General features: G+C 38.8%; 15 protein-coding genes. 6 read left to right on the plus strand and 9 right to left on the minus strand.

From position 1 onward, the window contains the following. Positions 1-42 precede the first annotated feature (42 nt). From ACMX9J_RS02095 to ACMX9J_RS02105, 3 genes are read right to left on the minus strand one after another with little or no spacing between them, the layout of a single operon-like run. The gene (locus tag ACMX9J_RS02095; protein ID WP_176344101.1) at positions 43-1,143 is read right to left on the minus strand and encodes a GerAB/ArcD/ProY family transporter; all 1,101 of its coding nucleotides are present in this window, start codon (positions 1,141-1,143) and stop codon (positions 43-45) included. Between the two features lie 20 nt (positions 1,144-1,163). After that, complete coding sequence (locus ACMX9J_RS02100; RefSeq protein ID WP_416225350.1) at positions 1,164-2,387, minus strand: Ger(x)C family spore germination protein; 1,224 nt, start codon at positions 2,385-2,387, stop codon at positions 1,164-1,166. Continuing rightward, a complete protein-coding gene (locus tag ACMX9J_RS02105) occupies positions 2,377-3,999 on the minus strand; it encodes a spore germination protein (RefSeq protein ID WP_416225351.1) in 1,623 nt (540 codons plus the stop codon). The genes ACMX9J_RS02100 and ACMX9J_RS02105 overlap by 11 nt, the downstream gene beginning before the upstream one ends. Positions 4,000-4,145: 146 nt before the next feature. Here ACMX9J_RS02105 and ACMX9J_RS02110 point away from each other — a divergent pair, with 146 nt between their 5' ends. The 3 genes from ACMX9J_RS02110 to ACMX9J_RS02120 all read left to right on the plus strand — a co-directional run bounded on the left by ACMX9J_RS02110 (position 4,146) and on the right by ACMX9J_RS02120 (position 5,276). Then, positions 4,146-4,370 (plus strand): hypothetical protein, encoded by a 225-nt coding sequence (locus ACMX9J_RS02110; RefSeq protein ID WP_028413440.1) that lies wholly within the window; start codon positions 4,146-4,148, stop codon positions 4,368-4,370. Between the two features lie 82 nt (positions 4,371-4,452). After that, positions 4,453-4,965, plus strand: a complete 513-nt coding sequence (locus ACMX9J_RS02115) for a GNAT family N-acetyltransferase (RefSeq protein ID WP_047751023.1) — start codon at positions 4,453-4,455, stop codon at positions 4,963-4,965. 188 nt (positions 4,966-5,153) lie between these two features. Next, on the plus strand, positions 5,154-5,276 hold the full coding sequence (locus ACMX9J_RS02120) for a YjcZ family sporulation protein (protein WP_013083059.1): 123 nt from the start codon (positions 5,154-5,156) through the stop codon (positions 5,274-5,276). A gap of 73 nt (positions 5,277-5,349) precedes the next feature. Here the strand turns inward: ACMX9J_RS02120 and ACMX9J_RS02125 are convergent, their stop codons facing one another. Next, positions 5,350-6,288, minus strand: a complete 939-nt coding sequence (locus tag ACMX9J_RS02125; protein WP_025752300.1) for a VanW family protein — start codon at positions 6,286-6,288, stop codon at positions 5,350-5,352. A gap of 178 nt (positions 6,289-6,466) precedes the next feature. Between ACMX9J_RS02125 and ACMX9J_RS02130 the strand changes: the two genes are divergently transcribed. Next, on the plus strand, positions 6,467-7,282 hold the full coding sequence (locus tag ACMX9J_RS02130) for a hypothetical protein (RefSeq protein WP_176344098.1): 816 nt from the start codon (positions 6,467-6,469) through the stop codon (positions 7,280-7,282). A gap of 298 nt (positions 7,283-7,580) precedes the next feature. Beyond that, a complete protein-coding gene (locus ACMX9J_RS02135; protein WP_255219814.1) occupies positions 7,581-9,647 on the plus strand; it encodes an FUSC family protein in 2,067 nt (688 codons plus the stop codon). A gap of 26 nt (positions 9,648-9,673) precedes the next feature. On the opposite strand, the gene ACMX9J_RS02140 is transcribed toward ACMX9J_RS02135, so the two are convergent. The 5 genes from ACMX9J_RS02140 to ACMX9J_RS02160 all read right to left on the minus strand — a co-directional run bounded on the left by ACMX9J_RS02140 (position 9,674) and on the right by ACMX9J_RS02160 (position 12,312). Then, entirely contained in the window at positions 9,674-9,967 is a 294-nt protein-coding gene (locus tag ACMX9J_RS02140; protein WP_416225352.1) for a hypothetical protein, read from the minus strand. 64 nt (positions 9,968-10,031) lie between these two features. Beyond that, positions 10,032-10,586 carry a DUF3231 family protein gene (locus ACMX9J_RS02145; protein WP_335387758.1) on the minus strand — a complete coding sequence of 185 codons (555 nt, stop codon included), beginning with the start codon at positions 10,584-10,586 and terminating at the stop codon, positions 10,032-10,034. Between the two features lie 264 nt (positions 10,587-10,850). After that, a complete protein-coding gene (locus ACMX9J_RS02150; protein WP_047751018.1) occupies positions 10,851-11,108 on the minus strand; it encodes a hypothetical protein in 258 nt (85 codons plus the stop codon). A 120-nt stretch (positions 11,109-11,228) separates the two neighbouring features. Next, positions 11,229-11,555 (minus strand): general stress protein, encoded by a 327-nt coding sequence (locus ACMX9J_RS02155; RefSeq protein ID WP_013056955.1) that lies wholly within the window; start codon positions 11,553-11,555, stop codon positions 11,229-11,231. 337 nt (positions 11,556-11,892) lie between these two features. Next, on the minus strand, positions 11,893-12,312 hold the full coding sequence (locus ACMX9J_RS02160) for a hypothetical protein (RefSeq protein WP_047751017.1): 420 nt from the start codon (positions 12,310-12,312) through the stop codon (positions 11,893-11,895). 270 nt (positions 12,313-12,582) lie between these two features. On the opposite strand from ACMX9J_RS02160, the gene recQ reads away from it, so the two are divergent. Beyond that, positions 12,583-14,718: a DNA helicase RecQ gene (gene recQ, locus ACMX9J_RS02165; protein ID WP_416225353.1), complete on the plus strand. Its 2,136-nt coding sequence runs from the start codon at positions 12,583-12,585 to the stop codon at positions 14,716-14,718. The last annotated feature ends 44 nt before the right edge of the window (positions 14,719-14,762 follow it).

The raw sequence follows: 14,762 nt of genomic DNA on the forward strand, positions 1-14,762 counted from the left end.
TCGATAATTTTAACGCCATTTTTTCTATTTAGTAGAGATATACTATCTGTGCTGCTTCTTCCTATTTTTCAAAAAGGCGATAATCAGAAGCAGTAGGGGTACGATAGAAAATAGCGGCATATGCAAAAGAAATCTTGCTACGTGCAGTCCTTCATAAAGGTGTTCTTGAAAATTACTAGCGATTGTAATCGACAAAAACAGCACAATGATACCTAAAGGATACGCTAGACGGGAAGGAGATTTAATTTTAAATAAAGTAGCTGTACCTATTATAGAAGCATAAAACAAGATGCTAACTTTGAAATAAATCCCAATCACCATAGCGAACATAAAAAATACATCTAGACGCTCTAAAAAATCAGCTACTTGGATCGTTTGGACAGTACTAAGAAGAGGGAACTGTGATCTTGTCGTCAGATCAACTCCAAGCACGCTAATGTTAATGATCATCGTAATAATTAGATTAATTCCGCTTAATCCCGTTGCGCATAGCATGGTGACACTCGCTTTTTTGGGATTGCTCAAATAAGGAAGAAGCATGGTAAATACAATAGCCTCTGTGAAAGGAAAATACAGCGTTTCGGTCAAAGCAACTTTGGCAACAGGAAGTATTCCTTCTTTTAATACCGGCTGCAAGTTCTTAAAATCAACTAATCCTGAGCTAATAATTAAGATGAAGCCTGCAATAGCTAGAAAATACATAAAAATAAACAGAAGCTCTCCTGATCTCGCTATCGCTTCAATTCCTTTTCGGGTTATATAGATAATGACCAGCATCAATAAGGCATTGGCAATAAATAAAGGCGTATCGGGATAAGCAAAAGTAAGAAGCATTTCTCCGAAATCTCTTAGAACTCGTGATGCATCGTATAAAAAATAGACAATGTATACAAATGCAAGAAGTGTTCCCAATACCTTACCTAAAATTTTCTGCATGTATTCTGTAGGGAGGAGGTCCGGATAGTAGGAATAGAGCTTATGATAGACTAAGAAGAAAAAAAAGCTGCACAGCATTCCAATTAAAATAACTAGCCATGCATCTTGCTTCGCTCTCATTGCAAGAGGAACTAATAAAGCGCTTCCCAGTTCGAATAATACCATGAGAATGAATAATTGAGTGGCGCTGATTTTTGCTTTTTCCATATAGCCAGAACCTCCTTACCTCATTGTTGTTTTTCTTTTACGCTAGAGAGAAACGATTTATTGCGCAGACCCGTTCGGCGAATGTAAGCTTCTACTGTAACGTCTACATCTAATTTTGGAAAATAAACGTCATCCCATTCTGATTTGAATTTTTCCCATTGGTTAGGGCGCGTGCGTTCCAGTGCTTCTCCAAACCCAAAGATGTCAACTTTGTCTGTCTGAGCTTGTTTAATAGCTGTTTGTAATTCTTTTTTTATTTCTTTACCCGCAGCTTTTTCCATTTTTTTGATTACGGCAGGTTGACGGGTATCAACAGGGACCTCCACTTCTCCAAGATCGCCTTCTACGCGAGTGTGAACGGACACATAAGGTTTTCCTTTTTTCATTTTTACAGATACATCCGTTTTTTGACGAACTGTTTGATAGGCAAGCGCTTCTTTTTTTCCTTTCCAGTCTATATTAATATCCGTTCCTTGTATTTTATCAAGAATCCAAACGCTACCTCTGGCTGGACTATTGTACAACCAGTCGATTAACTTTCCATTTTTAAAAACAGCAATGCCAGAAGCGCGAAGGGTAGCTTCTGGTGCGCTTTGCTGGAGGTTATCTAATTTTTCTGCTTGTTGAGGATTTCCAACTAAATGAAAACCCGAGACTAGTGCTTCTCCTCCGGGAGATTCGAGAGACCTCATCACTTCTTGAAAGGAAACCTTTAGATTTTCTCCCCATTTTCTTTGAGTGAACTCCAGCGTTTTCATAATTTTGTTTGCTGGAATTTTATCGACAGGCGTTAGTGCTTTTACCAAATCAGCAGCACTTGACTGGTGTGCGATTACTAGGGAAGTCGTAATTCGAAACTCAGGATCGCGATCAATAGAATCAATAAGAATGTTAATTCCTTCTTCACGCGCTAGTTTTTCTCCGATCACGACTAAGTTGGTATGGGCATAATAAAGTCTTCGGGAAATTCTAGCTGAAGCGCGTCTGCTTGCTTCAACTAAATTATCGCCAGAAGCAGAATAGATCGTAACAGGCGGACTTTGAGTACCGCCGCCCCCTTGTAAGCCAGCTACGTTTCCGGGGTTAATAATTTGAAAGGTAAGCTCATACCGCCCATCTTTCGTTTTATCAATGCCCATTGCCGATACAAATGCAAGGTCTGTTAATTCTTTTTTACTCCAGCAGCCAGTAAGCAATACCATCATTATGGTCATTACCAGTAAAAATAAACTTTTACGTTTCATTTTGATCATCTTCTTCCATTTCCTGGTTAATCATACCTCTTGAAGAAGGAGGCTCAGGCTTTTGATGTTTGCTTTGACGAACTTTGTTATCACTAATTAATTTAGGTCTTCTTCTCATCGTCCACCAAGGTAACCGCAGCAATGTATCTTCATTGCTTGCAGGAATAAAGGGTGCTAATGGGGTCATGTAAGGAACACCAAATGAACGTAAGCTGCATAGGTGTCCAACCCCCATTAAAAGAATAAGGATAATGCCATAGAAGCCGAATGTAGCCGCTCCTAGTATAAATAAAAAACGAATTAAACGCGCTGAAATAGCCATATCGAAAGACGGTGTGGCAAAGCTAGCAATGGCTGTAATCGATACGATAATAACCATAGCTGGTGAGACGATCCCCGCTTGAACTGCTGCTTGCCCAATAACAAGGGCTCCGACGATCGATACAGCAGAGCCGATAGCTTTTGGTAAACGAATCCCCGCTTCACGCAAAATTTCAAAGGTGACTTCCATAAAAAAAGCTTCCACGAACGCGGGAAATGGAACCGATTCTCGCTGTGCTGCAAGAGCTACAATAAGCGTCGTAGGTACCATCTCTTGATGAAATGTCGTAACCGCTACATATGTAGCAGGCGCGATAAGTGAAATCATAAACATAAACACCCGCAAAAGACGAATGGACGTCGCAATATCAAAGCGTGCGTAGTAATCTTCGGCCGATTGGAAAAATTGAATGAACAACGCTGGAGCAATAAGGACAAAAGGAGTTCCGTCCACAAAAATAGCAATTCTTCCTTCCAAAAGGTTACCTGCCACGACATCGGGTCTTTCTGTATTATAAATAGTTGGAAAAGGAGTGACCGTTTGATCTTCAATCAGCTGCTCAACATAACCTGATTCCAAAATACTATCAATATCAATGTTTTTTAATCGCTTTCGAATTTCTTTCACAACTTTATCGTTTGCGATGCCATGAATATACATAAGAGTGACATCCGTTTTAGTTACTCGGCCAATCTTCATCGACTCTAGCCATAAGTCGGGTGTTTTAATAATTCGGCGCACCATGGCTAAGTTTGTGCCAATAGACTCAGTAAAGGCACCTTTTGGTCCCCGCACTACCATTTGGGTAGTAGATTCTGAAATGGCACGCTTTTCACCGCCTTGTGTACTCACGCTGAGTACGCGGTTTATGCCGTCGACAATAAGAAGGCTGTCTCCTGACATCAAAGAAGAAAGTAAATCATTCCAGTTGTCTGCAAACGATATGTTGCCGATTGTTACGATGTCTTCGGAAATTAACTCTAATGCATTTTTATCGTTTAGTTCGTTTTTTTCATTATCTTTCATAAGAGACTGCAGTAAGTAATCTTGAATAGCCTGATTATCTACAATCCCTTCTATGTAGACGATAGCAGCAGCTAAGCTATTATTGCTGCCTATTTTAAAATGACGAATCACAATATCTGAGCTGTTTCCAGTTTTCTCTTTGATTAAGGTAAGGTTCTCCGACAGCAGATTCTTAAGAGAAGAAGCTGTTTGTTCGCTGTTTGTTTGATCTGCCTGAGGTTCAAGCTTATTTTTAGATTTTTGATTTTTAAAAAACGAAGGCATAAATGAAAGCACCCTTACTATAGTTTTTATTAATTTGACCAAAAACCGTATAATTATGTAATTTTTAACAAAATATCTTTTGCATGACGGTAAATGAAAATGACGACCCTATCAGGTAAGTAACCATTAGGTAAGGAGTGAAAGGAATGAAAATTATTGGAGTTAGCCTGCTGCTATTTGGATCTGTGATTGCTCTTTCTGTAGGAATTGATCTTTTTCAAGGAGCGAACGTACTGCAGGCACTATATAATGCTTTAAGCCCGTTTCGTGTAATGGAAGTGGCCGAATTATTTGTCCTTTTTTCTCTTTTGTTCTTCTTTTTTGCAGAGTCACTTTACCTTGTTTTAAAGAAGCGTCAACAAAAGCACTAGTAACTTGGTGCAAAGAGGTTTTTATCTCTTCACTATCGAAACAAGCGTATAGAAAAATAGCTTTGAGATAGGGGAGAACCACATGAACATTGAGACTAGCAGACTACTAATACGCAAATTTAAATATGAAGATTGGCAAGATGTCTACACATATACATCTGATGCTAATGTCATGAAGTACATACCAGAAGGCGTTTTTAGTAAGGATGATGCGAAGAAATTTGTAAATGAAAATATGAAAGAAAACGTTAAAAATTTTCCAGTTGTATTAAAAAACGAAAAAATCCTAATTGGTCATATCGTCTTTTTTAACTATTTTGGGGACCATACTTATGAAATTGGCTGGGTATTTAATTCCCTCTATCATCAGAAAGGATATGCGTCAGAAGCGGCAAAAGCAATCGTGGACTATGGCTTTAATACAATGAAACTGCATCGGGTTATTGCTACTTGTCAACCTGAGAATACGTCTTCTTATCGTGTTATGGAGAAAATCGGGATGAGAAGAGAAGGATATTTTAAAAAATGTATTCCAACTGAAAAAGGATGGTGGGACGAATATTATTATGCGATTTTAAAGGAAGAGTGGAAATGAGCTTTACTTTTGCGGAATTGCGCTTCCCGAGTTGTAAAGACGAAAATAAGCCCAATTTTTAAAAAATGAGCAGAAAAGCAAACCAAAACGTCTAGGCAGACATACAATAAGCTATCCATGAGAAACACCCCATGTTTGAACCTTCTTTGTTTTAGCAACAGAAAATTACGTTGAAAGGGAGTGCTTGTATGTCTAATGCTGGATGTGGATTTGGTTCTGGTTTCGCTTTATTAGTTGTATTATTTATTCTATTAGTAATTATCGGATGTAGTTGTTATAGCGGTGGTTACGGTGGCTACTACGGCTGCTGATTATATCACTGAATAGCCTAAAGGATACCCTTTAGGCTTTTTTGTGTTCATTATAAAAAGCTGGAAGAAATGATTAGTCAGCAGGCTCAGTATCAACATGCGATTCGATTTTTTTCTCTTTCGGCAATTGGTCAATAGAAGCCCAAGGCACGCGGCGAGGCTTATATTCAATCGCATCAGTAGAGTAAACGGCCACGCTTACGACTCCCCCGTGTACCTGCGCTCGAATCAACAAAGGATCGCTGTACGTATTTTTAAAATGAAAGTCAGGTCCATACCAGCTGACGGTAGCGTCTCGCCCAGGAGGTACGTAGGAAACACTGCGACTGTGTGAGTAGCGCTGCGTAATCGTGACGCCAGCGTTATCGACGGCGTTAAATAAAGTAGAAGAAACTTGGCAAATTCCTCCTCCAACTCCTTCGGAATACTCTCCTTTTACAATGATTGGCGCACGCATATACCCTTTTGCTGCCGTTCTTTTTCCAACGGTTTGATTAAAAGAGAAAACTTCCCCAGGAAATATGACGCTGCTGTCTAGTGATTCAGCTGCAAGAGAAATATTGTGAGAACGATTTTTATTATGGGGGTTAAATACCGTGTGATAATGACCGATTTGCTTAATACGAATCGTTGCAAGCAGCTCCTTATCCACGCGAGGCGGAACAGGAAGCGTCGGGATTTCTAAGGTTGACGTACCGCCGTTAAAAAAATAAGTATAAAATTTCTCCGCAAAATCTTTATGATATAGTTTGACACCCGCTTGCTCAGGAACAATTTGTCCGCTTTTATCAATGCGGGCATTTATGGGCTCTCTATATGTTTTTTTATCCAATTCTTTTAGAAGAAGATTGTATCGATCATGATCAACCATGGGTACAGGAAGAAGAGGTACTGCCACTTTGTCCCGTTCAATCCGTTCAATCGGTTTACCGTCATGAGTAATAGATAGGTGGTCTTGTGTAGAAAGAGGTTGAATGAGCATTAAAAGTCCAACCATCCAAGTGAAATTCATATCATATACCTCGCTTTCACCTGTTAGTATGAATAAAATGAACCGTTTAATGTATAGGATTCACAAGCTCTTTTTTGTATTATTTTCCATGAGCCGAGCGTGTAAAAATTTCTATTTATAATTGTATGTGTACTTTCGCATATTACATAGAGAAACTACAAGGTAATGAGGGTAGACAATGACAAAATTAATGATTTTAGTCTTTATGCTTATTAGTTTTTTTGTGCATCCCCAAAAGATGAAAGCAGAAGAAAACCTTACGCACTTTCCGGTAAGCGATACAGGAAAAGTATTAAAGTGGAAACGTGTAGAAACCTTACTGCCAAAGGGGAAAAAATTTAAAGTGATCGATGTAGAAACCGGTTTTTACTTTTATGTGCAGCGAAGAGCAGGCTCTCACCACGCAGATGTTCAGCCGCTTACACGTCAAGATACGAAAGTAATGAAGCACTTATATAATGGAAAATGGAGCTGGAACCGAAGAGCTGTTCTTATTCCATTTAAAGGCCAAATGCTTGCAGCTTCCATGAATGGAATGCCTCATGGAGCCGGTGCGCTTGACAATGGGTTCCCCGGTCATTTTTGCATTCATTTTGCAGGAAGTACGACTCACAAGTCTCAAAATGTGGATCCAGGTCATCAGTTAATGGTATTAAAAGCAGGAGGCAAGCTTGATGAATATGCATTAAAAGCTGAGCCGGCAGAAGTCGTCAATATGTTTTTAACAGGATTAAAGCAAGATGACGATGCCTTAATGCAGCCGGTTTTGCGGGTGAAGCAAGAGCATAAGCTATGGGCAAAGCTGCATAGTATCTCCACCATTTATTATAAAACGGACTTATTTCATGCAAAAAAGTATAAAACAAAAGAGAAAATCTCCGTAGATTGCCTTATTTATTACGAAAATAAAGGGGCTCACAAGACAACGATGGTTTTTACTTTAAAAAGAAATCCGTTAACAAACGGGTGGGAAATTTCTTCTCTTACACTGTAATGAACCATTATTTTTTTAAAACACATCTGACAGAAAACAGATGTGTTTTTAAGCATTTGTTTAGCTCTTTAGCCGTTTGCAATGTTATAGTGAAAAACATACTTACATACGATAGAAAAGAATTAAAAAGGGTATAAGTAATAATATTACTCTTTCTACAAAGAACTTTACAGCACGAAAGGAGAGGGTTTTTATTTTTTCATATTGGTTTAGTCGCTTAGTCGCTGCAGATCCTGGACGAAAAAGGTTCAAAACAGCTTCTAAAGCTACGATTAGTGTCATTACAGCTGTCGTTATTATGCTGATTGTATTAAAAGCAGCGGGAAGCTCTCAAATTACCGCTGCTATTTTATCGGGCGTAATCGGCCTGATGGGTATATTGGTTGTAAATGATGAAACAACAAAAGCAAAAAAAGTGACAACAGGATTAGTAGCAATTTCCAGCGCCGTTTCTCTTGGAATTGGCTCGTTTTTATCACGATATGGACAAGCAGAAAATGTTTTTCTCGTTCTATTGGTGTTTTTGTCTTTTTATTTACAGAAATTTGGTATTCGCTATTTTTCCCTGTCGATGGTAGCCTTTATGTCGTTTTATTTTGCTTCTATTTTACACGTTACATTTTCTCAGCTGCCGTGGCTGTTAGCTGGCGTTGTAGTAGGAGCCTGCTGTGCATTTATCTATAATTTTGTTATTTTTAAAGACCGGCCTGCCAACGTGCTGAGGTCTTCAATGAAATCATTTCATATTCAAGTAAATTTGGTGCTTGATTTAATTATTGAGTTAATTCAAAAGAAACAAATTGAACCAGCTCAAATCAAACAGTACAACCGCAATATTAAAAAACTAGCGGAGTATGCCCGTGTAGCATCAGAAGAGCTTGGAAATACAGATCCTCACGACATATGGCCTGGCGTAACAGCTGAGCAAATGCGCCTTTATGTATTTGATACAGTGATGCTGCTGCAGACATATTCTCCGGCGATTCGAAAGCTCAGCGAATTAAAGGCATTTAATCATTTTGATATTCAGCAGGTGCTGTTAAAGCTAGTGGAATCGATTCGCGAAGCAGAGGTATTAAATGAAAATCCTACTCATTCCTTAACAGATGCAGCTCAGCATCTGCAAGAGCTGCGCCAAAAATTAAGTGAACTCGAACCTCAAGACAAAAGGTATAAAGACTGGCTTTACTTAATACGCCGTATCGAAACGATATCAAATCATGTCATTGATGAAGCGTATGAGCTGCAGCAAGCAATTGTGAAACAAGAAAAACAGCCTCAAAAAGAAGCGGAAGAACAAGAAGACGAAGAGGATAATGATGAAGAAAAAGGATTAAAACCATCTACGAAAAAGTCTATTCAAGCGGTCATCACTGCTGTTGCGACATTAATATTTGGCTCGTTTTTATCTCCATCGCATCAATATTGGGCGCTCTTAGCAGGCTATTTAGTGCTTCTCGGTACAGAAACGATAGGAAGTACGTTTGTAAAAGCCGTGCAGCGAAGCGTAGGCACGCTTTTAGGAGCAGCTGTCGGCTTTGTTGTCGCAAGCTTTGTTTCACCAGGAATACTTGAAGTAACGCTGCTTTTTATCTGTGTGTTTATGGCTTTTTATTTCTTTCCCATTACGTACTCATTTATGAGCTTTTGGATTACAATGATGCTGGCCTTTATGTATGACATGCTTCTCGGGGGAATTTCAGAGAGTTTATTACTGGCACGCGTATTGGATACAGTTGTAGGAGTTGGAATTGGGTTAGCCGTATCTGCTCTTGTGTTTCCTAAAAGAACAAGAGATAAAATAACCGACACCTCTGTCGAATACGTAGCGGCTTTAAAAGAATTTGTTCACACTTATTTGCATCGTTTTACGAAGCAGTATGCATTTGCCAATTTAGCTGATAAAGGAATGGAATTAGAAAAAAAGCTAAAACAGCTTCATGTCGACTCAGATCCTATTATTAAAGGTTTTGTTGGCCGTTCACGTCTTCAGCAATTTTTGACCGTTTTTACCGCCATTAATTATTACGCCAAGCATTTGGTAGCTTCTTCTACTAGAAACGAAGCTTTTTATAAGGAAGCAGAATTTCATGGCGTAGTAAAGGAAGTGGAAGAGAAAGTGGCAAGCAACTTCACTCAGCTTGAAAAAGCATTACGAGGAGAAAGAGGAACGTATGTATACACGCTTGAAGATGTAAGACAAAAGATTGAACAATCTTTAGATTATTTTGATACGTCCGTTCAATCAAGAAACTTACAGCATCTTCAGCTGCTCCACAACATCTATTACGTATGGAAAATCAATCAATCGGTTGTTCACCTAGCCAAAGATCTAGGAGCAGAAGAAATAAGTAGTGAAAGCTAAAAACCAGCGAATACTTCGCTGGTTTTTTAGTCTGATGAATAAGGAGCCGTATCTTTTCTAATCGTTCTCCACGTTGTTTTAAGACCGGCATAGCTTCCAATTGCGGCGTATCCATAAAAATATCCCATAAACAATCCGGCAATAATATGATGAGGGTGACTGATAAATACTGAAAAAAGCACGCCGACAGCTAAAGCGATAGTCGGAACATACTGCTTTTTAGGATGAAAAAGCCATTTGATGAGCTGCGTCACGATTAATACGACAGGAACACCAATGACTGCGTCCCAAAAATTTGTATGAATTGTAGGGAAATCCATGTTTAAGCACCTCGTTAAATGTGTTGGATGTAAGGTTATCTATGCTGTTTTACCTAAGAACACTTCAATTAGAGTTATGAGGGGCTCCAGGTGGATAATAATAAGGCGGAATTTTGAGCCAGCCTTTTTGCTGCATTAGAATTTTTATTTTTGATCCTAATATGACCTTTTCAGTGTGGAATTTCAACCACATTAATCCAATATCGGTTCTAATAGATTGTCCCATATTCGTGCTGCACATGACGATATTAGAGGCAATTTTTATAGATATTAAGTTAGCGATTTCAGAATCCGTGGCTTTTGCTCCTAATGGAATACTGTTAGGGTCGGATTTTGGTTTGGTAGCCGGTATTTCAGGAAGGGGAATTCCTTCTTTAATCATTAATTTTTTTAGTGTATCAATCTGAGATTCAGCCAGGTTTTTTGAGTCTTGAGCAAGCTTAAGCAGTTCACTGTTGGTTGTTGTATTAAGACAGGTTTCTAAGGCAGGTATTTCTTCCGCTAAAGCAGTAAAATACAGCCAGCATCCCATAGTCTCACCGATATGTGGGCGAGGAGGCGTATCATCTGTAGAAGAGTTCTTTATATAATCAAGTAGTGTCTCAATGACGTTAATCATAACTTTTCACCCTTTATATAGTTTATGCATCTTCATTATTACCTTCAGCAGAAAAGGATAAACACAGCTAAGAAATGTTGCATATAAAATTGATTATGATGGGTGGAAGGAAAAGCATCCTACTCAGTAATTTATAATGGTGATGGTACCAACATCTAAAGGTATAAAAATTGTTGAAATGCTTGATAAATAAGTGGATGCTAAAAGATAAAGTCAAGATAAAAAAATCTCCTTGCTCATCAAGGAGATTTTTTATCTTGAGTATTATACAGTTTTTCTCCGGTACTCTCTCCATAAAGAAGTTAGCTCTTCTGACCAATATTTATAATCAAATACCGTTATATTTTTGCTGGGCATAAAAACATTTAACAGCCAATTAACTCTTAATTTATCTCTGACGCCTATCGTTTTATCATTTTTACAGCAGCCTTCATCACAAGGTTTATCGTGTATCTTGTAAGGAATATTTTTAACGACCAATCCGTCTTTTACACGCTTTGTGTACTCAATTCCTATAATCAAATATATCACTCCTCGCAGTAACTCTTATCTTCACAATTATATGTATAGATGACTTCTTTAATGAAAGGGGAAAAAGGGCAGAAGACAAAAATAAAAAAGCCCTGCTGTAGGGCTTTTAGATTAAGCAACTTTTGATGCAACCACGATTACTTTGCCGTGATCTAATTCTTCTTCATAGCGTTCAGCTTCAGGCTGTGATAATCCTAATGAACGCATTTTGGCGCGCAGCTCGTCTCCTCGAGAACGAAAAACATTTGCAATGGCATCAAAAACACCTTGTTCAGAAAGACCGATATTGTTTGTATTTGTTGCAGCTGTTAAATCCTCGGAGCGATCTTGATGGTGTGCAAGTAAATAAACTTCGTCTTTTGTAAATCCTTCACGCAAAAATTGTTCGATTGTATCTTTTGCCTGTACGCCATTTTCAACTACTTTTACATTTACCATTTCAAAAAACCTCCTTGTATGATAGACAACTTTCTAGAATATGTTTAGTAATGAAGAGAAGTTTAAGTAACTTATCCTCTTGCTTTGTGTATACACGTTATTGGAAGAGATAAAACCTATTTCATAAAATTGAGTTAAAAAGTCTAACATAGGAGAAGAGGAAACAGCGCGGTTATCTTTGAGGAGAATCTGGCGGACAATAAGCAGAAGAAGGCTTTAGCCAGCCTTTTTCCTGCATCTTTTTTTTTGACCTTTTAAGGTACAGTACAAACTGCAAAAAGCCTAGATCTTAAACAGCTAAGATCCAGGCTTTTTACATACATAAAAATAGAGAAATTTAAGATGAAAGACGTTCTTTTTGTTTTTCATAAACAGAAGTAGACTCGTTCCATGTATATAGACCATCTTGTAATTGAATGGTTGCGCTGAATGGACAGTCTATTGACGTTTCTGCGTCATCTAAACTACTTTCAAGTAAACGTTTTTTAAATCGAAGCAAATCTTCTTTTGAAGCAACTCGAAAAACCATTTCTAACGTAAGATCATCGTCCATTGCATTGTGTAATTGACTAATACTTTTGCGGAATTCTTTATTATATTGGAGCATAATTTTAATATCTGCTACGCAAGCAACACCAAACACATCTTTCACAACAGACTCAACCGTTAACTGAGTTGTGGAAGCATATGTTGAGATATTACGCTGTGGATTTTCTAAATAATAAATCGTTTCTACAGGATGTCTCGTGATAAGCACCTCTTTCCTATTCTTAAGTATACAGGAAAAAAGAATGGAATGGGGAAAGATTTTTAGGAAAGGAGTCCTGACATACATAAAAAGATTGTTTGTGATAGGAAAGAGAGTTATAAATTGATGGCTTTTCGCTTATCATTTTTGCTAGATCCTTAAATCACCGAATTCTGTGCAACTTCCCCCAAGATTTGATAAAATAGAACCCTACGTCTCAATTTCTTCTAGTGAATCCCTCAACTACTATTTCTACTTATTTTAAAGGAGGACGCTATTTTGCAGTTTGAACAAGCTTTAACACATTTACAGTCCTATTTTGGTTATGATTCGTTTCGAAAAGGACAGGAAGAGTCGATTCGTTATGTTTTAGAAGGGTACAATACCGCTTGTATTATGCCAACAGGAGGAGGGAAATCACTTTGTTATCAAATTCCTTCCTTGCTTTTAGAAGGAACAACACTGGTTATTTCTCCGTTGATTTCTTTGATGAAAGATCAAGTGGATACGTTGAACGCAGCTGGTATTCCAGCCACTTATATTAACAGCTCGCTGACTCACACGGAGGTACAGCAGCGCTTGGAAGAAGTGGCGCTTGGTGAATATAAGCTACTTTATGTAGCACCGGAACGACTAGAGTCTCCGCAGTTTTTAGAACAGCTTCAAATGCTTCCTATCCCGCTTGTAGCGGTAGATGAAGCGCACTGTATTTCACAGTGGGGCCATGATTTCAGACCGAGCTATTTGCGCATCAGTGACCTAATCAGCAAGCTGTCTAACGCGCCAATCGTGATGGGACTAACGGCTACTGCGACGCCTCAAGTACGTGAAGATATTTGCCGGGCTCTTCATATTAACGAAGAGTACACGGTGATGACTGGTTTTGAACGTGAAAATTTATCGTTTGCGGTTGTGAAAGGCCAGGATCGAATCAGCTATATCGACCAGTATATCCGTAAAAATGACCAAGAAGCAGGCATCATTTATGCCGCTACGCGTAAAGATGTTGAAGAACTTCACGCTAGATTGCAAAAATCAGGCGTTAACGTGTCAAAATACCATGCTGGTATGAACGCAAGCAGCCGTGATGAAGAGCAGAACCGCTTTCTTCAAGATGATGTTCAGGTAATGATAGCCACGTCTGCGTTTGGGATGGGAATCGATAAATCGAATATTCGCTTTGTTCTTCACTATCAGCTTCCGAAAAATATGGAAAGCTATTATCAAGAAGCAGGACGTGCTGGTCGTGACGGACTTCCAAGTGAGTGTATCGTGCTTTATTCACCTCAAGATATTCGCGTGCAGCGCTTTTTGATTGAACAGTCAACGTCGAATCCTAAAAAGCAGATTCAAGATCTTGAAAAACTGCAAAGTATGGTGAACTACTGTCATACAGAAGGTTGCTTGCAGGCATATATTCTTCATTATTTTGGAGAAAGTGAAGCGCATGAATGCGGCCGTTGCAGCAACTGTACGGATGATCGTGTGGAAATAGACGTAACGGTTGATACGCAAAAAGTATTATCTTGTATGATTCGTATGGGCGAACGTTTCGGTAAAATGATGATTGCTCAAGTGTTAACGGGTTCTCGAAATAAAAAAGTAGTTGATTTTGGTTTTGATAAACTGAAAACGTACGGCGTCATGAGCGACCGGTCAGCTAAAGAAGTGAGCGATTTTATTGAGTATTTGATTTCCGAACAGTTTATTTTAGTAGGACAAGGGTCATTTCCTACTTTATCCGTAGCGGCCAAAGGAAAAGGTGTGCTTCTTGGGACGGAAAAAGTAATGAGAAAAGAACAAATGGAAGTGAAGCAAATTGTCCAAGACGACGAACTGTTTGCTCATTTGCGTTCCGTTCGAAAGCAGCTAGCAGACGAAGCCGGCGTGCCTCCTTTTGTCATTTTCTCAGACGACACTCTTCATGATATGTGTACAAAACTTCCGGTAACGCTTGAACAGTTCGCCACTGTAAAAGGAGTGGGAGAACAAAAGCAAGAACGATACGGAGAACGATTCACAGCTGAAATCAAACAGTTTTGTGAAGAACATCCAGACCGAAAGCGCGAAGTGTCAGCGCCTGCTCCGAAAAAAGCAAGAGCGTCATCAAAAGAAGGGTCTCACTTAATGACGTATGAGCTATTTCAGCAAGGAAAATCGTTAGATGAAATTGCTGAAGAACGTGAACTGAGCCGCATTACCATTGAAAACCATTTGTTTAAATGCGCGGAAGAAGAAAAAGAAATCGACTGGTCACCTTTTCTTTCGGATGAAGACGAACAGCTTATTTTACAAGCCGCTTCGTCAGCAGGCGATGAAAAGTTAAAGCCAATCAAAGAAGAATTACCTGAAAATATCACTTATTTTATGATAAAAGTAGCGCTGTTTAAACAAAAAATGAAGCAGATATCTTGAACAAAAAGCTCCTATTAAAGGAGCTTTTTGTGTTGAGTAAGCGA

The sequence above is a fragment of the Priestia sp. RMT2NF4 genome (assembly GCF_047872835.1).
GTDB lineage: Bacteria > Bacillota > Bacilli > Bacillales > Bacillaceae_H > Priestia > Priestia zanthoxyli.

What these genes read in the sequence shown, in the direction of transcription:
- ACMX9J_RS02095 (WP_176344101.1), bottom strand. Translation starts at nt 1,143, where the DNA reads ATGGAAAAAGCAAAAATCAGCGCCACTCAATTATTCATTCTCATGGTA.
- ACMX9J_RS02100 (WP_416225350.1), bottom strand. Translation starts at nt 2,387, where the DNA reads ATGAAACGTAAAAGTTTATTTTTACTGGTAATGACCATAATGATGGTA.
- ACMX9J_RS02105 (WP_416225351.1), bottom strand. Translation starts at nt 3,999, where the DNA reads ATGCCTTCGTTTTTTAAAAATCAAAAATCTAAAAATAAGCTTGAACCT.
- ACMX9J_RS02110 (WP_028413440.1), top strand. Translation starts at nt 4,146, where the DNA reads ATGAAAATTATTGGAGTTAGCCTGCTGCTATTTGGATCTGTGATTGCT.
- ACMX9J_RS02115 (WP_047751023.1), top strand. Translation starts at nt 4,453, where the DNA reads ATGAACATTGAGACTAGCAGACTACTAATACGCAAATTTAAATATGAA.
- ACMX9J_RS02120 (WP_013083059.1), top strand. Translation starts at nt 5,154, where the DNA reads ATGTCTAATGCTGGATGTGGATTTGGTTCTGGTTTCGCTTTATTAGTT.
- ACMX9J_RS02125 (WP_025752300.1), bottom strand. Translation starts at nt 6,288, where the DNA reads ATGAATTTCACTTGGATGGTTGGACTTTTAATGCTCATTCAACCTCTT.
- ACMX9J_RS02130 (WP_176344098.1), top strand. Translation starts at nt 6,467, where the DNA reads ATGACAAAATTAATGATTTTAGTCTTTATGCTTATTAGTTTTTTTGTG.
- ACMX9J_RS02135 (WP_255219814.1), top strand. Translation starts at nt 7,581, where the DNA reads ATGCTGATTGTATTAAAAGCAGCGGGAAGCTCTCAAATTACCGCTGCT.
- ACMX9J_RS02140 (WP_416225352.1), bottom strand. Translation starts at nt 9,967, where the DNA reads ATGGATTTCCCTACAATTCATACAAATTTTTGGGACGCAGTCATTGGT.
- ACMX9J_RS02145 (WP_335387758.1), bottom strand. Translation starts at nt 10,586, where the DNA reads ATGATTAACGTCATTGAGACACTACTTGATTATATAAAGAACTCTTCT.
- ACMX9J_RS02155 (WP_013056955.1), bottom strand. Translation starts at nt 11,555, where the DNA reads ATGGTAAATGTAAAAGTAGTTGAAAATGGCGTACAGGCAAAAGATACA.